Source organism: Gemmatimonadaceae bacterium (assembly GCA_036496605.1).
Taxonomy (GTDB): Bacteria; Gemmatimonadota; Gemmatimonadetes; order Gemmatimonadales; family Gemmatimonadaceae; genus AG2.
The window spans coordinates 53584-71491 of the sequence record DASXKV010000025.1 but is presented as its reverse complement, the minus strand read 5'-3'; the positions used below and the strand labels follow the sequence as shown (position 1 = coordinate 71491).

15 protein-coding genes are annotated in these 17908 nt (G+C 63.3%); 10 read left to right on the top strand and 5 right to left on the bottom strand.

What is annotated here, in order from left to right; genetic code table 11:
• The first annotated feature begins 130 nt into the window (after positions 1-130).
• Positions 131-502, top strand: a complete 372-nt coding sequence (locus VGH98_08575; protein HEY2376013.1) for a hypothetical protein — start codon at positions 131-133, stop codon at positions 500-502.
• 74 nt (positions 503-576) lie between these two features.
• Complete coding sequence (locus tag VGH98_08570) at positions 577-804, top strand: hypothetical protein (GenBank protein HEY2376012.1); 228 nt, start codon at positions 577-579, stop codon at positions 802-804.
• Positions 805-1007: 203 nt separating this feature from the next.
• On the opposite strand, the gene VGH98_08565 is transcribed toward VGH98_08570, so the two are convergent.
• Positions 1008-1442: a hypothetical protein gene (locus VGH98_08565; protein ID HEY2376011.1), complete on the bottom strand. Its 435-nt coding sequence runs from the start codon at positions 1440-1442 to the stop codon at positions 1008-1010.
• A 421-nt stretch (positions 1443-1863) separates the two neighbouring features.
• Between VGH98_08565 and VGH98_08560 the strand changes: the two genes are divergently transcribed.
• Positions 1864-2166 (top strand): hypothetical protein, encoded by a 303-nt coding sequence (locus VGH98_08560; GenBank protein HEY2376010.1) that lies wholly within the window; start codon positions 1864-1866, stop codon positions 2164-2166.
• Positions 2167-2725: 559 nt separating this feature from the next.
• Here the strand turns inward: VGH98_08560 and VGH98_08555 are convergent.
• Positions 2726-3916 (bottom strand): hypothetical protein, encoded by a 1191-nt coding sequence (locus tag VGH98_08555; protein ID HEY2376009.1) that lies wholly within the window; start codon positions 3914-3916, stop codon positions 2726-2728.
• A 1544-nt stretch (positions 3917-5460) separates the two neighbouring features.
• Between VGH98_08555 and VGH98_08550 the strand changes: the two genes are divergently transcribed.
• Entirely contained in the window at positions 5461-5682 is a 222-nt protein-coding gene (locus VGH98_08550; protein HEY2376008.1) for a hypothetical protein, read from the top strand.
• Positions 5683-5912: 230 nt separating this feature from the next.
• Here the strand turns inward: VGH98_08550 and VGH98_08545 are convergent, their stop codons facing one another.
• Positions 5913-14357: a glucoamylase family protein gene (locus VGH98_08545; GenBank protein ID HEY2376007.1), complete on the bottom strand. Its 8445-nt coding sequence runs from the start codon at positions 14355-14357 to the stop codon at positions 5913-5915.
• Positions 14358-14447: 90 nt separating this feature from the next.
• Here VGH98_08545 and VGH98_08540 point away from each other — a divergent pair, with 90 nt between their 5' ends.
• Complete coding sequence (locus VGH98_08540) at positions 14448-14720, top strand: hypothetical protein (GenBank protein ID HEY2376006.1); 273 nt, start codon at positions 14448-14450, stop codon at positions 14718-14720.
• 202 nt (positions 14721-14922) lie between these two features.
• Here VGH98_08540 and VGH98_08535 read toward each other — a convergent pair whose 3' ends face one another.
• Both VGH98_08535 and VGH98_08530 read right to left on the bottom strand, forming a co-directional pair.
• Positions 14923-15108, bottom strand: coding sequence for a hypothetical protein (locus tag VGH98_08535; protein HEY2376005.1), 186 nt, complete (start codon positions 15106-15108; stop codon positions 14923-14925).
• A gap of 27 nt (positions 15109-15135) precedes the next feature.
• Positions 15136-15492 carry a hypothetical protein gene (locus VGH98_08530; protein HEY2376004.1) on the bottom strand — a complete coding sequence of 119 codons (357 nt, stop codon included), beginning with the start codon at positions 15490-15492 and terminating at the stop codon, positions 15136-15138.
• A gap of 401 nt (positions 15493-15893) precedes the next feature.
• Here VGH98_08530 and VGH98_08525 point away from each other — a divergent pair, with 401 nt between their 5' ends.
• The 5 genes from VGH98_08525 (at position 15894) to VGH98_08505 (ending at position 17886) form a co-directional block, all read left to right on the top strand.
• Positions 15894-16310: a response regulator gene (locus VGH98_08525; protein HEY2376003.1), complete on the top strand. Its 417-nt coding sequence runs from the start codon at positions 15894-15896 to the stop codon at positions 16308-16310.
• 1 nt (position 16311) lies between these two features.
• Positions 16312-16629, top strand: coding sequence for a hypothetical protein (locus VGH98_08520; protein ID HEY2376002.1), 318 nt, complete (start codon positions 16312-16314; stop codon positions 16627-16629).
• A 16-nt stretch (positions 16630-16645) separates the two neighbouring features.
• On the top strand, positions 16646-16843 hold the full coding sequence (locus VGH98_08515; GenBank protein HEY2376001.1) for a hypothetical protein: 198 nt from the start codon (positions 16646-16648) through the stop codon (positions 16841-16843).
• A 129-nt stretch (positions 16844-16972) separates the two neighbouring features.
• A complete protein-coding gene (locus tag VGH98_08510; GenBank protein HEY2376000.1) occupies positions 16973-17380 on the top strand; it encodes a dihydrofolate reductase family protein in 408 nt (135 codons plus the stop codon).
• Positions 17381-17601: 221 nt separating this feature from the next.
• Entirely contained in the window at positions 17602-17886 is a 285-nt protein-coding gene (locus tag VGH98_08505) for a co-chaperone GroES (GenBank protein HEY2375999.1), read from the top strand.
• Positions 17887-17908 lie beyond the last annotated feature (22 nt).

Below are 17908 nucleotides of genomic sequence, written 5' to 3'. Positions count from 1 at the left end.
ATGGTCGGAAGGGCAGGAAGCGTAGCAAAACCCAGTCCGCACGCAGCTGGCGATAGTGCCCCGATATGAACTTTTTCAACCCGCGAACGTCGGGCTGTCCTCCATCTTCAGCCAACTCTAACGCTCTCCGATGCATGGCGCCGTCGTACCGACCCGTCAACAGCCAGTGCGGGTCGATCGCGTGCTCGCGAACAAGCGCTGCAACAGCGTCAACCACGAACGCCGCATCAATGCCACGTCGGCCCTCGGCGAGTGCTCGGAAATCAGCCGGGTCGAGGCCGAGGGTGATGGCTTCTGCTTCGACAGCACGGCTGCGCTGCCGCGAAATGACGGCGCGGATGCGTTCAGCAATGGCCTCGATGAATGGGTAAGGCGTCGGGAGTCGCCCCTCATCCGAGACCTACCGAGCTCGGGTGCGGCACTCTGGCCACGCGCCGCGCGGCGGCATGCCACCTGCCGTGCGCAAGCAGAAGGTTGCTGCGCGCATATACAATCGTCGTGACCGACAGGAACGACAGGTGGCGCTAGCGGTGACCGACCTTGCGCGCCTTTCCCGAGCCTGCTCCTGGATCAAACATGTCGATAGAGCACCGCGACCCCGAGCCGGTCAGCCGTGTCGAGGTTGAGAAGATGGTAAATGGCCCGCTGGCAACGGCGGCACAGGTCGCCGTCCAAAATGCTCGTCGCGCTGCCGATCACGCCGTAATGGCAATCTTCGAACTCGCCTTCTTGCTCCAGTCATTGGACGACACTATCGGCCGATACAACGCCGAGACGGAGCGTCCACTCGAAGGCCGGCCGTGAATGTTCGGACTCGGGCAACGTTCGGCGGGTAATAATAGCTGGCCTTACTGACACTCGGAGCGTTATATAGTCGACTATTCTCCCACGCCGAATAGCCGACGATGGCTTGCCGCGATTTCACCGACGATGCCGGACGTTACTGGGTAGTCTGGGACGTCTACCCCACGCTCGCCGAGCGTCGCCAAAAGAACGCGGGCCCCCCCTCAGGGAGGCGCGACCGACGACGGTTCCGAGATCGTCGAGCGCAGCTCCGGCCGATGGTGAGGAAGGGTTGGCTGGCGTTCGAGGCGGCAGATGGCGAACGCCGCCGCCTCGTGCCAATGCCCGAGCTGCCGGGCGGCTGGGCCGAGGCGAGGCCGGATCAACTCCGAGCCTGGTGTGCGATGGCCAATCCCTCGCCGCCGGAGCAATCGGTCGTCGAGTAGAATGCCTAACGTGATCATCGACGTTTTTGCTATCGTCGTGGTGTACCGTTCGCGGCCGACACCAAGCTGGCATACGGCGGCATACACCGCGAGGGAGTACGAATTCGGATGGCCGAAGGCGAGGCCGACGGGAATCGTTAGGTCGAGAGGGCTGCCGTTCTGCTGGAGGCAAAGGTGAGCACTTAAGCGGCGGCGGATATGAGAGCGATGCAACGCAGTGAGAATCTCATACGGCAGCTCGTCGAAGACCTTTCAATAACAAGTGGCGCGGCTACACGTTCGAGCGGTATGAATCACGCGTGCTCGTGATGACCACTTGCGATACATTGCTTTTATCGAATCTGCGAGGCGGTAGGTTATGTCGCGTCGAGCGCTCGTCTCCGTGGTCCTGGCTATCGCGTCCGGATGCACTCACAAGCCTGTGCAGGTCGCCCCGTCGTCAGCGAATACATCGGTGACGCGCCAGTGCCCGCCTCCTGCACCTGCTGGCGCTGACTCTTCGACGGCGAGGCGGCAAGACTCACTGTCGATAGCGTGTCGCGGCCTTCGCTATCAGACGATCAGAATTTTCTAGTATTCGTGAGAAGCGCTCCGCGCGCTCGATCGCTGATTTTGCTAACTGGAGGCGAGATACGTGTCGATACCTAACGAGCACGCCGACCGCAAACGTCCAGAAGGGCCAGACGCATTCTCTGCAGACGACACGCCGCCGACGCAGTCTCAGGGCGCCTTGGTGCCGCCTCCACGAAAGCCGCCCACGGCTGTGAGTGCGGACGCCGACTCGTCATTCCCGTTCAACCCGAGGCGCTTCAGGGATGCCTGGCGTCAGCCGGGATGGCAAGGCAAGAGCCGCGTCGCACGTCTTGCCACTGAGTTTTTCGATGCGCTCGACGAAGCGGCAGATCGCATTGCGGAGAGACTGAAGCTGCGCAGCTAGTACCAGTCGCAACGGCAGAAGCACCGCATCCAGGTACCCTCTCGGCGATGTTCAGCATTCACTCAACCTTGGTCAACCGCTTCGCTTCGCCGACTGGCAGCTTCGCCGAGCACCCGGGTTGGGCGATGGATCTCGTACACGATACTCGCCGGCGCTCCTTCCCTCAGACCCTTGAGTGTGCCGATTAGATCAGCGTGACTCCGTGGATAGTGAAAGTTCACAAATCGGCAAGAGAAAGTGAGTGTACCAGTCGTAGAAGCTCTGCGCGAACCGCTTGGCGGCAGCTGTGCTATCCGTGTGGTTCGTCTGTGCCAACAGCCTCTGCGTGAATGGCACGAACAGCAGAGCACAGAGTAGGGCTTGAACTCGTCTGACAGTCATTATAACCTCGCTGCTGCGCCACGTTAGAGAGGGAAATCGAAGTCCCGCACTATATCGGATTCGTTCTGCCGCGGCGCCCAACGAGTGGACAAACTCTTGAAGCGTGTTAGGCATACTGCCAAAGACGGCAGTGACACGGCGGGTGAATCCAAGATGCGCCTAACGCGGCACTTGTCATTCAGAACGCCGTGATGGTCGCTCTCACTGTGAAGCGCGCGCCATTGCGCTCGAGCACCAGCTCGCGGGTCTCGCCCGGTACACCGTGCATTGATTCAAAGATCTGACCGATCGTGCCCGCCACGAGCTCGTGGCCGCCGACGCTGATCAACTTGTCGCCTGCCAATACGCCGTCGACCGTCGGCCTTCCGTTCTTCGTCGCAACCCCAGCGACGTACACGGCGCCGCTCGCTGTGCGGAGCGTCAACCCGATCTGATGCAGGTCCGTCGTGTCGGCGGCCGACTCGCGCAGCCAATACATCACGCGCCGCTGGTAGTCGACCGTGATCTGGAATTCTTTGAGAACGTTGCCGCCGAGCCATCCCAGCACGGGGACGACGTTCTTCTTCGAGTACCAATCCATCAGCGTAAGAGTCGTGTCGGCGCCCCGTGCGCCTGCGACGCCGACCACGCCCACTCCTGTCAGCCGAACCGAGCCAATCGAGAGCTCCGGTATCCGAATGAGAATTCCCTCACGTTCGGGCTCCTCGCCTCGGAGCATCATGTTCGCGGTACCGACCGCGCCGACACCGCGTTTCCAATCGGGATGACGGCGCAGCCACTGCTTGACGGCCTCCTGTCGAAACCAGGTGTAGGCGGAGCCATTGTCTATCGTTACGGGATAGGTCTCGCCGTCGATCGCGACGTCGACGACAATGAGACCCGTCGCTGTGTCGAGCCGGAACAGCACTGGCGTCCCGCTCGGCGCAACGACTCCGGGACCGGCGAGCGTCAGGGTCTTGCGCGCGTAGTCGAGGATGAGCGTGTGGCGCTGGAGCACCGACGCCGGCAGCGAACCCACGAGTTGCGGGCGGGAGCCGCGCACCAGAGTCCGTCCACCGCGCCGAATATTCGATGAGGGCACTTCGACAGTATAGTCTCCGACCTTGAATCGAGCGGGCGCGCCGGTGTTCACCCCGAGTGAGTCGTAAAAGTCGCCCGCGAGCGCCATGTCGGACGCGCCCATGTCGACATAGGCGTAGGCGGGATGCGCAGTACCGTCGGCCGCGAGAAAGTTGAGCAGCGCGTAAACCCGATTGCCCTCGAGAACGAAGCTCGTTGTTCCGGAAGATGGCGCTTGCGCCTCGCACATCGACGCTGCAAGAGCGAGCAATGCAATCGCGATAATCATCTTGGTTTCGGCGCGGTGCATCGGGCGGTAAAGTGTCTGCCGCCCGATGCATGTGCCATAAGGCGGCGAGCCAGGTCGGGACTGAGAGGGAGGTCAAGGCTACGATTTCCGCGGACATCACGCAAGAGCCCGCTGGAGTCCTGGATTAAAGAACTCTCATTACTTATTTCGCCGCGCCGGGCGAATCGACCGGCTTGGCAACGGAGCTTTGGTCCCAGGCACGCTCTTTGTGCAACTAGCGGAGTAGTCAGCCAGCGCGCGCAAGCGTGTCCGGGCTGGGAATGTTAGCACGCTCTAATGTGGCCCGAGCCTGTCGCGTCGTACTTGGCTATCGCTGTTTTCTAACTAACTAACTATCGTTCGCCAGCCAGCGACCTCAATCACCCCGCATGCTTCTCGTACTCCGATACTTCTGGTTCTTCTGCGCCGCCGTCATGTCGGTGAACATCGTGATTTGGCGGCGAAGACTTCGCACCGTAGTGAGTCGCGGAAGCGCGAAGCAGGATGACGTGGATCGGTTTCTGCGGGGAGCCGCCGCATCGCTCATTGGCGGCCCGATCTTGCTTGGACTTATCGCGCTGGCCGCCGGATGGTCCTCACCCTGTTGTGCAGGTGTGCTCGAGTTCGATACGCTTCCACGCGCACTCACTTCTGGCGTGATTGTCGCTGAATCGCTGGCGCTTCTCTTTTGGATATGGCTCGGTAAAGGCGCCGATCTTCTCGCAGTCGTCGGTCCGCGCTGTCGCGGCGCCGGGACTACGGGAGAACCTACTCAGTACAGGCTGTTCGCTTGGTCGTTACGGCGTTACTTCTCGTGGCCGCGGCGGGCGCGTTCTTCAGTCGGCGCACCCTGCTGGCGACACCTGGAGTGACCTGTCCTGCCGCTCTACCGGCAGCCTAACGACTCGTAAGCTGACGAGGCTATTGAATTGTGATCGGTTTGCGACTTAGCTGCGGCGCTAGATCGCGACACACTCTTGAACAGGCATGGCTGATAAGTTCGAGTGCGTGTGCTACCAGAGGATCGTCCTCGCCGCCGCGAGCTGCAGCGTCTCCTGATTCCCATCCTAACACTCGATCGCTCTCTCTGTATCGTTGTCCGTGCGGAGTTCCACTCACTCGGCGCTCCACGCGAGCCAGGCTTCATCGTGCCGAACTGGGAAGTCCGCTGGACAGAGGCTACGCCGCAGCCCGACGACGAACTGTTGCCATCACCTGCCGTTTAACGTTGCTTGCAGCTGACGCTAGGCGTTAAAGGGCAACACACATCGCGTTCTGAAGCGCCGTCGATGGATCTGACCACGGTTGATCTGGATTGCTTGCCGACCCGGTCCATTGCGCTTAGGCGGGGGAGGCTGCCCTGGAAGTCGCTCGATTCTTCGTGGAACTTCCGGCAAAGTTCGACCAGGGGCTGGCGGAGGACCAACTCTTCGCCCGAAACGATTGCGTGCCTTTTAGGAAGTTAGCGGATTCTCAATTCCTTTCGCACATTGAGCCGATCGCCCAGCTGAGCTTGGGCGTTCGACGGACGGCAGGTTTCATTGTCGATTCCTAAGGAGGACATGATGCGCCGCTACGAAAAAGTCTCGGGAGCGTTCTTCTGTCTACTCGCGATCATTCAGCTCACGCGACTCGTGTTGGGATGGCCCGTGCAGGTGGCCTCCGTCAGTGTCCCCCTCTGGGCTTCGGCGATCGCCTTGGTCATAACCGCTGCTCTCGCCACGTGGGGATTCCGTACGGCCCTGGCGACGCCGGACGTCAAGGTCCACGCGTCGACCGTCGGATGAAAATCGAGTAACAGCGAGCGTCGGGTCCGTCGCGTTGGCATCGACGACAAACAGTGTAGTGGCGACGGTTCGGAACGACGTGGATTTCGACGGGCGACCGGCAACAGCCATCATTGCCGCGACCGTAACGGACAAACCGCGACTGCCGATGCGCCAGATCCGCGCAGCCGAACTCTGCCGGGTGGTACAAGGAATTCTGTGGGGACAGCAGCGGATCGTGACGACATGGCTCAGCCCGAGGAGCGCGCGAGCGAGTCCTTCGCCGCTCCCTCGCGCGGACGCATTCGGATGCGGTGCGCCTTTCCATCGTCGATCAGCGTGATCTGACCGTCCTCCGCTCGCCGGCCATCGATCTCGACATCGGGCGTATCGTTCCGAATCGCGCCCGGCCGCTCCACGTACAGCTCGTACGTGCTCTCGCCATAGCGATAAGTAATCGTTAAACTCGGCCACGCCACGGGAACACAGGGCCGAATCTCGAGCCTATCACCGCGCTTGTGCAAGCCTACGATGGCTTCCAGTCCAACGCGATACATCCAGCTTGCCGATCCCGTGTACCACGTCCACCCCCCGCGACCGAGCTGACTGGCGGCCGTGTAGACGTCAGCGGCGACCACGTACGGCTCGACCTTGTACGTGGCAACATCCTCCGCCGTGAGCGCGTGCGTGAGGGGGTTGAGCATCTGAAACAGCTCGAAGGCGCGGTCGCCGTCGCCGCGAAGCGCCGTGGCCAACACGGACCAGAGCGCGGCGTGCGTGTATTGCGCGCCGTTCTCGCGAACGCCGGGAACGTACCCCTTGATATAGCCAGGATCGCGCGGCGTCCTGTCGAACGGCGGCGTGAGGAGCATCAGGAGCCGCGCGTCCTCGCGCACCAGGTACTTCTCGAAGGAGTCCATCGCCTGTGCCTGGCGTTCCGGAGAGCCCGCGTTCGAGATGACGCTCCAACTCTGCGCGATGGCGTCGATGCGGCACTCCTCGCTCGACGCCGAGCCTAACGGCGACCCGTCGTCGAAATAGGCTCGACGGTACCAGGCGCCATCCCAACCGTGCGCCTCGACCTGTGCTGCGTAGCCATCAGCGCGCGCGCGGAGCTGGGTCGCCGTCTCGTGATCGCTCCGCACCTCGGCCTGCTCGGCAAACGCGCGCAGCGTCGTGATGAGGAACCACGCAAGCCAGACACTCTCCCCGCGACCCTCGACACCGACCCGATTCATCCCATCGTTCCAGTCGCCGATTCCCATGAGCGGCAGTCCATGGACTCCCGTCGTACACGCCTTCCGGAGCGCGCGCACGCAGTGCTCATACACGGTCGCGTGCTCATCGCTCACGCGCGGCAGGTCATACGCCTCGTGCTCGTGCGGATCGAGCGCACGCATCGTGAGAAACGGCACGCGCTCATCGAGAATCGCGGCGTCGCCCGTTAGGCGCACGTAATGATCCGCGACGTAAGGCAGCCAGGCCAGATCGTCGGAGAAACGGGTGCGCACGCCGCGTCCGCTCTCGGGATGCCACCAGTGCTGCACGTCTCCCTCGACGAACTGGCGCGACGCCGCACGCAGAATGTGCTCGCGAGCAACCTGCGGCTCCGCGTAGAGAAACGCCATCGAGTCTTGGAGCTGGTCGCGGAAGCCGAACGCGCCGCTACTCTGATAGAGCGCCGTGCGCCCCCACATCCGACAGCCGAGCGCCTGATACAGACACCATCGATTGAGCATCACATCGAAAGTGGGCTCTGGCGTTTGTACGCTGACGACCGACAGCCGGTTCTCCCAGCGCTCGACGTTGCGCTGGAGTGCGGCTTGGGCGCAACGTACGTCGCGGTATTCGGCGACGGCGCGGTCGGCGCCCTCTTCGCCTTCGGCAGCCCCCAACACTACCACCAGCTCACGCGTGTCGCCGGGCCGCAGCGTGAGCACGCACCGCAACGCAGCGCATGGATCGATGCCGGCTCCTGTCGTTCCGCTGAGTCGTCGCGCAAGACCCGACGGAGCGGCCGCCGTTCCATTGCGTCCGATGAATTCGCGGCGGTCGGCGGTATAGCTCGCGACCGGTTCGCTGATCGCGCAGAACCCGACGCGCGAGGCAAATTGTGGATCGAAGAAGTTCCGCGCGTAGATCGCGCCCGTGTCGGGTCGGAACGAGGTCTGAACCTGATGTTGTGTGTGTTCACGAAGAGTACCGGCCACCCACTCCACGAACGCGGTCACGGCAATATGGCGGGTATTCGCACTTCGGTTCGTGACGCGGAGCAGCGACAGCTTGATTGCCGCGTCCTCGGCGATGCCCAGCGTGAGATGAGTGGCAATACCGAAGGCGTCGTGGACAAATGACGTTTTGCCTACGCCGTGCCGCACCTCGTACGGCGCGTCTCGGCGCACCGGTGCCGGCGTCGCGCTCCAGCTGTCGTCGGTGTCCTGATCGTAGAGATAGATGACATCACTCGCTGGATCGCTCACCGGATCGTTGTGCCACGGCGTTAGGCGATAGAACTGGCTGTTCTCTGCCCACGTGCAGCTCGCGCCACGCTCGCTCACGAGGAAACCGCCGTGCGCGTTCGCGATGCAGTTCACCCACGGCGCGGGCGGTAGCGCGTCCCCCTGCACACGAACGAGATAGTCGCCTTCTGGCGTAACGGCGCCGAGGCCGTTGTCGAAGCGAAGCGCGGCGTTCTCGTACATGGATGCTGCCACGCGATCGACGTGTCGATTGACCCGAGCGCGTGTGCCGACCGCACCGTTGCGGTCCGCGGCTCCAATGCCCAACGAGCGTTCGCGCGAGTCCACCCCCAGATCGCCTAACGACTCGCCCGAGGGTTCGATGCGTAGCACGCCAAGGCCAGGGCTTCGCGGCCGCACGCGGCTCAGTGCCGCCGGCGTATGTCGGCCCGATGGTCGAGGCAGACTCTCGGCGGGCTCGAGCAGCTGGGACTCCTCCTCCTCCTCTTTGCCATGTGCCGCGTCGAGAATTCGCGAGATGGAACGACCGTCACACTGGATACAGATGCGCGCCGTGGTGCGCAGCATCTGAAAGTCGGCACCACTCATGGTGTCCCTCCGCCGGACGAACACACCGCCCGGCCGATCGACGAGCGCCGATTCCGTGGCAGTGAACATTGCCGCGGTAATCGAGTCGTTCAGCTCTTGTGCATAGCCCTGGCCGTGCTCGTTCAGCACGACAAGGTCCACCGTCATCCCGCGGCGGCGCCAGAAGCGGTGCGCGGCGAAGAGCTCGCGCAAAGTGGGCAGCCCGTCTTTCGAATCGATGGCGGCGAGAAGGATCGGCCAGTCGCCCGACACGCCCTGTGCCCAGAGCAAAGGCTGCGAGCCGTGGTTCGCGCGCAGCTCTTCCTTGGACGCGCGCACCGCCGGATTCGCGTAGAACAACGCGCCCGCGAGATCCTGGAACACGGCGGCATCGGTCGGTGTGATGTTGAGCTCTCGAAGCTCGACTTGCGTCGCCGTCCACGCGAGGTCGAGCGCACGCTGTGCCGCGTGGGGATGGTGGTAGCGGTCCGCGAGTGTGAATACTTGCTCACGTGTCGTCGCGACCAGCGTCGTGAAGGAGACCGACGTCGATTCCCCAGGCTCGATGACCACTCTCGTTCGCAGCGCGAAGACGGGATCGAGGACGGGGCCGGTTGTGCCCGAGAGTGGCCCATCTCGGTCGAGCGCACAGGGATCGCGGGTCGTTCGTCCACGCCCAACAAAGCGGGCGCGGTCCGTCTCACACGTCACCGGTACGTTCGCCGGCGAGTCCGTCGCCACGACGTGCGCGCACCACAATCGCCGCTCTTGCGCCGAGCGTGGTCGTCGCGTGGCGGTGATGGCCGAACACCACTCGTGCCACTCCGTTTCGACGAACAGATTCGAGAATGCCGGATGGGCGCGATCGGCGTTGGGCGGCGCGAGCACGACCTCGCTATAGCTCGTCAGCTCGATCTCGCGCGTCTCGGTCCCCACGTTCGTCAGGGTCACGCGCCGCACTTCCGCCGAGTCCTGCGGCACGATCGCGATCTCGGTCCGCGTCTCGATGCCGTCGTCACGACGCGTGAAGGTGACGCGATCCGTGGCGAGGAGCGCCTGGTAGAATTCCGCCGGCGCGCACACGGGCTGGTGCGCCGCCGACCACGTGCGCTGGCGCCTAACGTCTTTCACGTAGCAGAACTGGCCCGTGTTGTCGCGCGTGCCATCGGCTCGCCAGCGCGTGATGGCGAGGTCCTCATACCGGCTGTAACCGCCGCCGCAATGGCTCACCATGATCGTGTACGGCAAACGGCCAAGCAGCGCGACGTGCGGCTGTGGCGAGTCCAGTTCGTCGACCTCGCGCACGATCGGGCGCTCGAGGTCCGGATCCGGGAGCGCCTCGTCGACGCGTGTCTGCTGCGGCGCCTGGAGAACGACTCTCCTCGGCACGCGCTCGAAGAGCAACAGCTCCACGGCCCGAACCAGCGGATCCCGATGGAAGCGCTTCTGCCACACGTCGTCGTCAAGCACATTCGTGAGCGCGACCAGCGACATGCCGACGTGATGCGCCATGAAATTCCTGACGAGGGCGAATCGTTCACCGGGGTTCGGCCGCGTGTAGTCGATCGCGTCGTAGAACCCGTACTGGCCGAGCGCACCGAGATCTTCTTCCACGACCAGGTTGGAGATCGCCCGCGCCGGCTCGACGAGCAGTGCGAGGGCCGAGGCGTACGGCGCGACGACGAGATCGCGGCCCAAGCCCCGCTTGAGCGCGAGATCGGGCACGCCGAACGCGTGGTATTGATAGATGAGGTGCCGATCGCGGAGGTTGTACGCACTCTCACTCACGCCCCACGGGACGCCCCGTTCCACCCCATACGCAATCTGACGCCTGACCGCGCTGTCGCACGTCTCGCCCAACACGGTGTACGGAAGCGAGCGCATAACGAGTGCCGGCATCAGGTACTCGAACATGCTGCCGCTCCACGACACGAGCGCGATCTCCCCGGCCGCCCGCGTCAGCGTGCGGCCGAGATGGAACCAGTGCTCGACCGGAACGTCGTCCTTCGCGATCGCCACGAAGCTCGCGAGGCGCGCCTCCGATGCCAGAAGGTCGAAGTAGGACGGGTCGAGCGTGTGTGTGCTCTGCTGGTAGCCAATCGCGAAGAGTTTGCGACGACGGTCGAACAGAAACCGGAAGTCCATCTCCATCGCCAAGCGATACGCCGATTCGGCGAGCGCGTCGAGCCGCGCGCCCAGCTCACCACCGTTGGCCTTTTCCATGCACGCCTGCCTAACGGCAATCAGGTGGCCACAGAGATTGCCGCTGTCGACCGTGGACACGTACGCCGGTTCGAGGACGTGCAGGTCGCGGAGATCGTACCAGTTATAGAAGTGGCCACGAAATCGGCGCATCCGCTCGAGCGTGCGGAAGCCCCGTTCCAGGCGCGCGGCCATGTCCTCCACGGTGATGAGACCGAGGTCGCACGCGCTGATCGTCGAGAGAAACTGCAAGCCGATGTTGGTCGGTGAGACCCGCATCGCCGTTTCGGGGATCGGATCCTCCTGGAAATTGTCCGGCGCCAACCAGTTGGTCTCGGCGGTAACGAACGTGTCGAAATACTCCCAGTGAAGGCGCGCGTAGCGCATCGCCAGAGCGCGCTCGTCAGGCGAGAGCCGTGGCACGCGCGGTACCGCTGGCTTGCTGAGTATGACCGCGATCGCCGGCGCCACTGCCCAGAGCACCACGAAGGGCAAAGTCATTCCGCCGAGCGACGGCGTGCCTAACGTGACCAGCAGGATGACGACGACAAAGGCGACTGCCGGCCACATCGTGCGCCACGTTGCGCCGGTGCTGCCGCTGGCTTCACGCTCGGTCTCCGAGGAGCTCCGCCACTCGAGCAGGTGTCGTTTGCTCACGGTCAGCCGCCAGAGCGTCCGCGCGATCGCGTCCGCCGACACGAACGCTTGATGCGGGAGAAAGACGAGCGCCAGGGCGTATTGCTGGGCGCTCGTCAACGCGTCGAGCCCTACGGTGCGGTAATACGCGCGCCATGATTTATCGAACGGCGGCTGCAGCACCGCGAGGCACAGCGAGACGACCCACGGCGCGGCGACGGCGCCGAGCACGAGTAACGTCCAGCGAAACGGAGAGCCCGCGAGCACCGTCCATCCGGCGACGAGGAACACGAGCTGCGCGATCTCGACGACGCTGCGACGGAGATTGTCGAGAATCTTCCAGCGCGAGAGGAACGAGAGTCGGTTGCGCTCCGGTCCGTCGGGACCAGGCACTGTTCGTGTCAGCCATCGCAGCAGCTGCCAGTCGCCACGAATCCAGCGGTGCTTGCGACGCGTGAACGTGAGATAGCTGGTCGGATAATCATCGTAGACGTTGATGTCGGTGGCGAGCGCCGCGCGCGTATAATTGCCTTCGATGAGATCGTGGGAGAGCAGCGCGTTCTCCGGAAACCGGCCATGCGTCGCGGTCTCGAAGGTGGCGATCTCGTAGATCCCCTTCCCCGTGAAGCTTCCTTCACCGAAGAGATCCTGATACACGTCCGAGACAGCCGTCGTATAGGGATCGACGCCCGGATGACCCGAGAAGATGGCCGCGAAGCGCGAGCGGTGCGCGCTCGGCAGTGAAATCCCCACCCGGGGTTGCACGATACCGTATCCATTGACCACGCGGCCATGCGCCGCATCGTACTTTGCGCGATTGAGCGGATGCGACAGGGTGCCGACGAGCAGGGCCGCGGTTCCCGGTGGAAGTACCGTATCCGAATCGAGCGTGATTGCATAACGAACCTGTCGAATCGCGTCGACGTCCCCAACGATGAGCGAAAATGCGTCGGCGCGCCCGGCCCGCACGAATTGATTGAACTCCGCCAGCTTGCCGCGTTTGCGCTCCCATCCCATCCAGACGCCTTCACGGGCATTCCAACGCCGTGGTCGATGGAAGAGATAGAAGCGATCCTCTGCACCGGCGCTCGCCGCATAACGAGTATTGAGATCCCGCACACCGGCGACGGCAGCTTCGACAATCGCGCTATCGTCGGTGCGTGTCTCCGTCGGCGAGTCGGGGAAGTCGCTCAACAACGCGAAGTGCAGATTGGCTTGACGGTTGGCAAGAAAGTGTGCCTCGAGCGTGGCCAGTGCTTCCTCGACCATCTCGACGCTCGCGAACAACGTTGGGATCACCACCGCGGTACGACACTCCGGAGGAATGCCAGCACCGGCAGTTTCTTGTTCGCTAAAGGCGAGCTTGGGCAATACGCGTGGTGGCAGGAGCGCAGTGATGAGCTGATTGACGAGGTTGATCGCGACGTCGGTTGCCGGAATGAGCGCGACAACGAGCGCGACGATGGTCGCCGAGAACGCCGCCGGCGCCGCGAGTCGCCAGACGATCGAGAGCAAAGCGACGGTCGCGAGGACGATTCCACCCGCGAAGACCGCGCTCGGATGTCGCACGACCCATCGCTGCGCGCGCTCGCCAGGCGTCGGTCGATAACCGACGGCTCGCTCGAGCTCGGCCACGCCATCGTCGACCAGGAAGTATCCGACATGCGCTTCGCGAACATCGGACGACGTTTCGGCTCGACGCGAGCGCTCGATCGCCAGGCCGGCGACGGAGGCCTCATCGCGATTCGTTCGCTTGGCGATACGCTCGACGACGTGTCGATAGCGATCTCGTGTCGCGAAGGTCGTCCGGCCGTAGAAGCCCGACGGGTCCTGACGAAGCGCGGCTTCCATTTCGCTTTGTTGCTCGACGATCGAGCGCCAGTCGACACGCGCGATGGTGCGCAGACTCGTTATGCTGTTCGCCATCGCAATCTGCGTCATCGACTGCCGGTGTGCCGACCAGGCGTCGGACTCTTCGGCACTCGGCCCATCCTCCCCGATCCACTCCTCGAGCCAGAGCAAAGGCGGGAAATCGCCGCGCGACTGGCGAAGTCGTTGGAGAAGACGAGACACGAAGTACGGCGTCAGCGTCGGCGGCGAGATGACGAATGCGTTCAGCGCGGCGCCGAGGGCACGCTTACCATTGTCGTTGGCCGTCTGGAGACGAGCAGCCCACTGATCCGCCTCCTCGATCTCCGCCAGTCGCTGCACGGTGCGCAGCGACATGCGGCGCACACTCTCGATGAGCCCGAGCCGCAGCATCGCCGGCATCGCCCAGAGCTCGCCAATCGACAGCGGACTCACGCGCTGAAATGAGGTCAAAACGAGATTGACATTTTCCTCATCGACGCGTGCTTCGGTGTGTGAGATGAGAGTGATGGCCAGCTCGTAGACGCGCGGGTAGCCCGCGAGCGGTCCATTCTCCAATTCCGGAAGCTCGCGGTAGAAGCCACGCGGAAGACTCGCGCGGACTTCCACGATGTGCTCCCGCACGACGTGGAAGTTGTCGAGCAGCCAATCACCGGCCGGTCCGACTTCGACTTCCCTGGCAGCGGCGGTGAGAAGTCGCGCGTGCACCTCTTGCAAAACGCGCCAACTCTCGTTGAGCCGCGCGAGCAGAAGCGCTCGCCGGCGCTGCACTGAGGCAGCGCGCTGCTCGCGCGCGACGGCAATGACACGCTCGGCCAGCTGCTCGGCGCCCAAGAGCTCGCCGCGAATCGGCCCAGGGAGCAGCGCGGCCGCCGGATCGGTCGTCTGTTGCAACCAGCGGGAGCGCAGTCGTGCGAATGGTCGGGACGCGATGGTGGCCATTGTGCGCAACCTAGCGAAGCGTCCCCGAGGGCGCCGCGACATGCGCCCGCGTACTATTCACGCAGCGACCAGGCTTTGAGGACCAACGCTGTGACAGCTGACCAGGAAGCCACAGGCTCGCGGCCCCCCGCGGGCGCTTTCAGCGTGGCAGCGCGGCTGCTCGGGTCACTGGCCTTGACGCCGGGGCAGACGGCGCAGCTGCGCGCGATCGACCATCAGTACCAGCAGTCGCTCTACACGATGCTACAGGGTGCGCATCGCGCTCCGACAGACGCTGAGCGCTCACAGCTCGATGATCGGGCGGCGCGCGAAATTATGGGCATGCTGACGGGCGAACAACGTCGTCTCGTTGAACGCAAATGAAATCGTTGTGCGGCTCACCTCGGCCCGTTTGCAAAGAGTGCGCGCTCGCTATCCGTTAGGCGGCGGGGCACAAAAGGATTTCAGGGCACGTGTCGGATTCGTCGCCTCCTGAAGAACCGAGAATTTTGGGACGCGAATTGCGCGAAGCCCGCATTCGCGCGATTCGCGACCCGACAGCTCTCCAAGCCTGCGCGGCCTGGAATTATCGCTGTACGCTAGAGGCGATGACCAGCTTTTTCGCCTGGAGTTGGCGACAGAGGTATCCGATGACGTACTCCGGCGCGGTATTCACTGCGATTTCGCTCGAAGCCACGAGCTCATTGAGCGTAGTCTCGACGGCGGCCCACAGCGGCGTGTCACGATACTCATCGAATGGACGGGTCGTCATCGGTGCTCTCGCGATCGAGTGAGTCGGTCAGGTTCTCGCCGGCGAACGCGCTTCGCCGCGCGATGCATCCATCGCGAGAGCGTCACCGCCCAAATGGCCGAAGTACTCCTCGACGCACCAAAGAATCATCCGCCGAGTCAACGAAGCGCGTGCTGAGAGCGGGAGGACGCGGGCGTCGTCGATGAGGGCGGTCAGTCGCGCGATGACGAGCGCCGGCGGAGTGTCGGCGCGCCGCTCGACGCCGACGAAACTCCAGACGGCGCAGCGCAAGGCGTGTTCGTTGATCGGTGCGCTCGTCAGGATGGTCGAGATGACTGAGCGCAGTTGTTTCGCGTCGGCAAGATCCTCGACGCTACGCAGCGCGACGCCGCTGGGGGATTTCATGAAAGCCTCTTGTGCCTGCAATCCACGAGCGGGCTGACCGGAAGGGCTCGGGGATCCGACGCGACGAAAGCGCGCGTGGAGACCAAAGGGAGCAGCGCGAGCCGCTCACCAGCTGTTATTGAACATAACCCATGTTCGTCGGCGCCGCTCGTTTAGCATTTCTTTAACTGCGACTCGCCAAAAGGCGACGGATTTCTGTGCACGGAGGCTGACTTGTGAGCGGAGGCGTTGCTATTGTGCGCGTGCGCATGCTATATTCCCCGAAGCGATACGCGCTGGTCGCGCGGACAAGTCCGTCAACTCTGGGGCCTGCCAATGCAGGCCCTTTTTTGTTTCCTTCCCGGACGGCCGCGGGTGCAGCCTGCTCGCGTGACGTGAGAACTCTCAAAACCGAGGTAGTCATGTATTCGAATTCGATTCTGCTCGTTCAGTCACAAACTGATTCGACCTCGCATCTCCGCACACGACTCGAGGACAAAGGATACACCGTCGTCGAAGCCCCTGACCCCACCGCGGCAATGGACATCGTCAACGGCTCCGAGATCGGTCTCGTCGTGACGGAGCTGTACGTGCCTATTGGTACGTCTCGCTGTCTGGCGCGGGTCATTGCCACGTCTCCGGCGCTCCGACGCACCAAGCTCCTCGCATACACCGCGCACGGAAAGAAGCAAGACCGCGACTGGGCACGACGCATTGGCGCTGACGGTTACGTGATCACCCGTTCAGGCGAAGACCGCTTTCTCTCTGTCGTCGATCATCTCATGGAAGCGCCGCCGACTCCGCGTCGCGCAGCAGGTCGACCGCGCCGAGTGTCATAACATGCGCGAGACACCAGAACGCCAGCCCGTCCTCCAACCCTTCACATTCGAAGCCGACGACCGCATCTTCGCGTGCCAGATCGAGCAAGGACGATCGCGTCTGGCGCAGGCGTGGTGGTGGTTCACCGTATCCGGCGAATCGCACCGCTTCGCGCCTTTTCAACCGCTAGGCGGCGACACGCTCGAGAGCGTGCGCTCTCGGGTGCTCTCCTACTATCGGGAGCTCGTGGCACGACGCGCGTTGTCGCTCGATCAACGCGAGTCCTGGGAGCTCCGTCGGAAGAACCTCGCCGCGCTCAAATCGCTGCGCAACGAATAGACCGGAGGGTTCGGTCATGCGATCCCGAGCGCCGATTCTCCGTGTTGGTCCCCTTGTCGTCGATTGGCGCATAACGACACGGCGCCTCGACGCCATCGGCGCCGACGAGAATGCCGGCAACCGTGTCGACGATGACGGCATAGCTATACCAGAACGATCCACACCAGCGGTTGCGCCCGACCCGGCGGTCACCCTGCTCGACGAGCGCGTGTGACAGTGAAAGCATCGGTGTTCGTTGGCACGAGCCTCGACGGATTCATCGCGCGGTCGAACGGAGAGTTCGATTTTCTTCCGCCGGGCGGCGGAGAGCCGCACGGGTACACCGAGTTCATGGCCAGCGTCGATGCCGTGGTCATGGAATACCTTCGACGCGATCGCCGCATTTCCGCAGTGGCCGTACGACAAGCCTGTCTTCGTGCTCAGGACGCGCGAGCTTCCGCCTCCGCCACGCGGGGCCGTGGTCGAACGCCTAACGGGCCACCCAGCGCAGGTGGTTGCCACGCTTGGCGCGCGGGGGATACAGCACATCTACGTTGACGGTGGAATCACTATTCAGCGATTTCTCGAGGTGGGTCTCATCCAGCGATTAATCGTCACTCGGGTGCCGGTCTTGATCGGCTCGGGAATCCCGTTGTTTGGCGAAGTATCACGTGATGTCCTGCTTAGACATGTTGCCACGCGTCACTGCGCTAGCGGGCTCGTCCAAAGTGAATACGTCGTGAACAACGGAACAGCGCCGGACACGCGATGACGTGCCCGGTGCGTCAGTGCGCTCACGGCGGGACAAGTACCGGCGGCCCAATGCACACTCTCGCCGATACGCGTCGCGACCGCGATTCATACGCCTTGTTGACCATGTGGTCAATATGTGGTATCCTTAGGTCTTGACCAACTGGTCAATACATGGCGTGACGCTGCCGCCGTCTTCTCCCTCCGCGAGGCACGCGCATGGCCACCAAGCAATCGACGTCCGTGAAAGTCGCTCCCCTAGCAGACCGCGTTGTCATCAAAGCGCTGGAAGACGCGGAGCAGATGCGCGGCGGGCTGTACATCCCTGATACCGCGAAGGAAAAGCCGCAGCAAGGCAAGATCATCGCCGTCGGGCCCGGACGCTTCGAGAAGGACAAGCGCGTGCCGATGGACGTCAAGGTCGGCGACAAGGTCCTCTACGGCAAGTACAGCGGTACCGAGGTCACGCTCGATGGTGAGCAACTGCTCATCCTCCGCGAGTCGGACGTGCTCGCCGTACTCAACTGACCTCGAACGTTTCTCCAGACCA

Coding starts and splice junctions, on each gene's coding strand:
- VGH98_08535 (HEY2376005.1), bottom strand. CDS start 15,108: ATGACGACCCGTCCATTCGATGAGTATCGTGACACGCCGCTGTGGGCC.
- VGH98_08575 (HEY2376013.1), top strand. CDS start 131: ATGCATGGCGCCGTCGTACCGACCCGTCAACAGCCAGTGCGGGTCGAT.
- VGH98_08530 (HEY2376004.1), bottom strand. CDS start 15,492: ATGAAATCCCCCAGCGGCGTCGCGCTGCGTAGCGTCGAGGATCTTGCC.
- VGH98_08515 (HEY2376001.1), top strand. CDS start 16,646: ATGCGATCCCGAGCGCCGATTCTCCGTGTTGGTCCCCTTGTCGTCGAT.
- VGH98_08520 (HEY2376002.1), top strand. CDS start 16,312: ATGCGCGAGACACCAGAACGCCAGCCCGTCCTCCAACCCTTCACATTC.
- VGH98_08555 (HEY2376009.1), bottom strand. CDS start 3,916: ATGCACCGCGCCGAAACCAAGATGATTATCGCGATTGCATTGCTCGCT.
- VGH98_08525 (HEY2376003.1), top strand. CDS start 15,894: ATGTATTCGAATTCGATTCTGCTCGTTCAGTCACAAACTGATTCGACC.
- VGH98_08545 (HEY2376007.1), bottom strand. CDS start 14,357: ATGGCCACCATCGCGTCCCGACCATTCGCACGACTGCGCTCCCGCTGG.
- VGH98_08550 (HEY2376008.1), top strand. CDS start 5,461: ATGCGCCGCTACGAAAAAGTCTCGGGAGCGTTCTTCTGTCTACTCGCG.
- VGH98_08510 (HEY2376000.1), top strand. CDS start 16,973: ATGCCGTGGTCATGGAATACCTTCGACGCGATCGCCGCATTTCCGCAG.
- VGH98_08570 (HEY2376012.1), top strand. CDS start 577: ATGTCGATAGAGCACCGCGACCCCGAGCCGGTCAGCCGTGTCGAGGTT.